The organism is Methylobacter sp., assembly GCF_036845245.1.
Taxonomy (GTDB): Bacteria; Pseudomonadota; Gammaproteobacteria; order Methylococcales; family Methylomonadaceae; genus Methylobacter_A.
Genome location: NZ_DAIUEH010000115.1, coordinates 1 through 3,232, shown reverse-complemented (window position 1 = coordinate 3,232; position 3,232 = coordinate 1). Strand labels below are relative to the sequence as shown.

Below are 3,232 nucleotides of genomic sequence, written 5' to 3'. Positions count from 1 at the left end.
CCTCGTTCAACAACTGAGAAAACCATCGCTTGAAATGGTTCTTGCGTAAGTCCTAGCATTGTAAAACCGACCCTCGTCCGGGATCGGCGGCGCCTGCACGAAAAGCACTGGCACATGCACGCCATCGCCGCTGGGATTATTGTCGGCAGGGTGAAGAGAACAGAATCGCTGCACCAACATGGTTTTGCCATTGTTGGTATCCCCAACCACCAGCATGTTTGGCATCCGATGCGAGCGAGGATAGACTAGCAAATCTTCCAACTTGGCCAATACGACTTTTGCCCTTGGATAACCGATCCAGCGAGGAGAGCGAATCTTTTCAATTCTCTCTGCATTGCTTAGGTCCAGCTGATTGGCTGCCGAGTCATTCAAGTGGCTCACGTCAAATCATCCATTTCATCGAAAGGCAAGATAACGGGCGTCGTAACGGTAACAGATACCGGTGCTAACTCAGATTTTTCCACAGATTGAGTGATACTTGGACGAATTGCCTCTTGCGCGAATTTACGACGCTGAGCCGTCCGCCGTGCTGCCACGGTCTTGGCTTGGGCATTCTGCTCGATTTCTCGCATTCGCCCGTAAGCATCAAAAATTGCTCGCTCATCAATATGTCTGCGCCCATCCGCTTTGCTTTGTCGTTTTGCTTCCCGCAGCTCCCAAATACTGATCGGCGGGTGGGACGTATTCCGGTATGGAACCGGGTAATAGACATTGACCTCTGGATCATAAAACCAGATGGTACTGATGTCGCGCAGGTCACGCCGAAACATAAACTTGCGCTTGTATTTTGGAGCAACCGGATCTGCTGCGTTGATCCAGCGCCGCAAGACATCATGATAGTAGTGGATTTCGTCGATCACGACCCCATAATCCTGAACCGTTCGCTCTTCGTATGGCATTAAGTCGAGCCTCAAGCGATCCTCGTCCATAATCCGTGTCGGCAGCCCACGGCCTGGCATGTCTTTAGTACCGAACACGCCTTGCTGGCACTTTTCCAAAGGAGACATGTTGATACCCGAATGAACACGCTGGTGGTAAACGTTTACGATAAAAGTCACCAGCCATTCTTCGAACTCTGTCAGAGTCAAAGCCGCCTTGGCTTCGGAATCATAATCGCCTCGCTCGCGCGGATTCGAAAACGTGGTGCCGGGCAAGGTATGGATTTCTTGAGCAAATGAACCAAGTAATCGTTCGATATGCCCACCGAAGTGAGGCCGTGCTACCGGACGCCATTCAATATCAACGCCATACTCCAGGCAAGCACGCTGAAGCATATTGCCGCGAAATTCGCGAGCATTATCCATATGCAATTTCCCTGGTATGCCCCAACAGGGCCAGTCACCTTTGATGTCGTGTTTCGACAGCCAGGCATCTTTTGGCAAAATTGCATTCGCCAAACATTGGCCTGCGGACAAAGCTCCAGGATGATCAAATGATACATAGAATCCTGCGACCATACGGCTAAAGACGTCAATCGCCAAAGTAATCCACGGTTTGCCTACCGGTCGTCGATACACGTCATCGACGAGAATGATGTCCAGTGGTGTGTGATCGATCTGCAACACGGCAAAGGGCCAATCTGCACCGGGAAACTCCCCTTCAACTGGCGAATAAGCTTGATCGGCCGCTTTCCAGCCCTTGCGTTTGACCATAACATATTCGTCTGCTAACGCCTTCAGGCGGTTGCGTACAGTATTATCATGCGGAGGATTAATGCCGGCATTAACGCAACGCCTCCGAATTTCATTACAAACTTTTTGTTGGGATTTTCGCTGTTTAGTTAGATAGTCGCTTTCGACCACGGCCTGAATGATAGTTTCGACTTCGGCCGATAATTTGGTAGTGCCTTTATCGCTTCTGCTGCGGGGAAATAGTGACGTAACCAGTCCAGTCGCTTCATAACGTCGAATCCAATCATAGAGCGTATTTTCATGGTGTTCGAATTCTTTAGCCCGTGCAACAACATCCTGCCGACTGCGGTATGGCATATCAAGTAGCGGTCGAATGACCTCGAAGCGCTTGACAGCTTCCTCCCACGCATCATCAGGAGTAGAAACCAAATCCGGTCTGGCTCCTCCCAATGGAGCAACAACTGCCGGAGCGAGATCGCCTACTTTGGCATGACTAACTTGCCGAGTCTCATCATCCTCAACAAGCACTTCATTTAGATCGATAATATGAGTAATTCGGTGCAACCGGTCGCGGTAAAAAACAGCGGCGCCGGGCTGAAGTTGCAATAGTTTATGTGGCGCACTCATTTGTGTAAGGCCCAAATTGGGCTATTCATAGTAAGCTTAGTATCCATGTCAAACCCTATTTGCCGCGTTCCTACCATATACCAGAGCGACGGTAATAGCTTTGTCTGGTTCCATTCGTCTTGAAATATTCTGCCAAGCAATTCCGCCGGGGTCGTATTGCGCAGCTGTCGCATCTGTTCATCCAATATATCCATATGCGCTTCCTCCGCTGGTCCTTGTCTTACAAAAGAAAGCAAGAATTTCGCATTCTCCAGATAAAGCGTACGAATTTCCACTTCAGTGATGATCTTAAAGCGCCATCCATGAGAGCGAGCGAATCGCACTGCCGCACGGAACTTAGGCCGCAACTCAGGCCAATGCTGCGCCAGCTCGGAACGGTATTTGACCTCGTACAGCACTTTGCTATGATGATCATGCAGCTTGAACGTAGCAAGCACATCGGGCGTATAACCATGCGCACCACCTTTATCATCAACCCAGTTAACAACCAATGGTTGAACTTCGAACGTTTCAATAGCGGGATCAAACTCCAGCAAAGTGATAAAGTCACGCTCCAGCGTTGATTCGAACATAGCTTGGCCTTCGGCCTTGCGATGCGCGGCGATACCCGTCACGTTGCGGTAGTTTTTGGGGATTTTGCGCACGGGCATGTCATACTCACTCAGTACACTATAGCGCTGTAAAATGCATTCTAGTACAAAAGATCGGTGTATTATAGTAGCGCTGATCGTTGTAAAAAGTGAGAAATAATTGCTTCTTGGTACAATTTAGCAATGTAATTGTCAAAAACGTAACCACAACCGGAGTTCAAAGCTTGCTTTGAATTGAAATTAGCCGTCAATCTACGAGGTTAATGCATGAATACAGCAGAAAAAATTTATCAAGAAGTCCAAAACTTTCCAGAACCTTTGGCTTTAGAAGGTAAGCGTCCGCTTTCCCCACCTATGTTAAATGCCCGGAATGATCGATCCTTA

The 3,232-nt window shown here is 48.8% G+C and carries 3 protein-coding genes; all 3 read right to left on the bottom strand.

All coding sequences use genetic code 11. From position 1 onward, the window contains the following. Positions 1-6: 6 nt before the first annotated feature. The 3 genes from V7051_RS24475 to V7051_RS24465 are packed head-to-tail and all read right to left on the bottom strand — an operon-like array spanning position 7 to position 2,908. Positions 7-381, bottom strand: a complete 375-nt coding sequence (locus tag V7051_RS24475; protein ID WP_333879369.1) for a TniB family NTP-binding protein — start codon at positions 379-381, stop codon at positions 7-9. Beyond that, positions 378-2,258 (bottom strand): Mu transposase C-terminal domain-containing protein, encoded by a 1,881-nt coding sequence (locus V7051_RS24470; RefSeq protein WP_333879370.1) that lies wholly within the window; start codon positions 2,256-2,258, stop codon positions 378-380. The genes V7051_RS24475 and V7051_RS24470 overlap by 4 nt, the downstream gene beginning before the upstream one ends. Further along, positions 2,255-2,908, bottom strand: a complete 654-nt coding sequence (locus tag V7051_RS24465) for a heteromeric transposase endonuclease subunit TnsA (RefSeq protein WP_333879371.1) — start codon at positions 2,906-2,908, stop codon at positions 2,255-2,257. The genes V7051_RS24470 and V7051_RS24465 overlap by 4 nt, the downstream gene beginning before the upstream one ends. Positions 2,909-3,232 lie beyond the last annotated feature (324 nt).

Excerpts from the sequence above, each read along its gene's own strand:
- V7051_RS24470 (WP_333879370.1), bottom strand. The coding sequence starts at position 2,258 with ATGAGTGCGCCACATAAACTATTGCAACTTCAGCCCGGCGCCGCTGTT.
- V7051_RS24465 (WP_333879371.1), bottom strand. The coding sequence starts at position 2,908 with ATGCCCGTGCGCAAAATCCCCAAAAACTACCGCAACGTGACGGGTATC.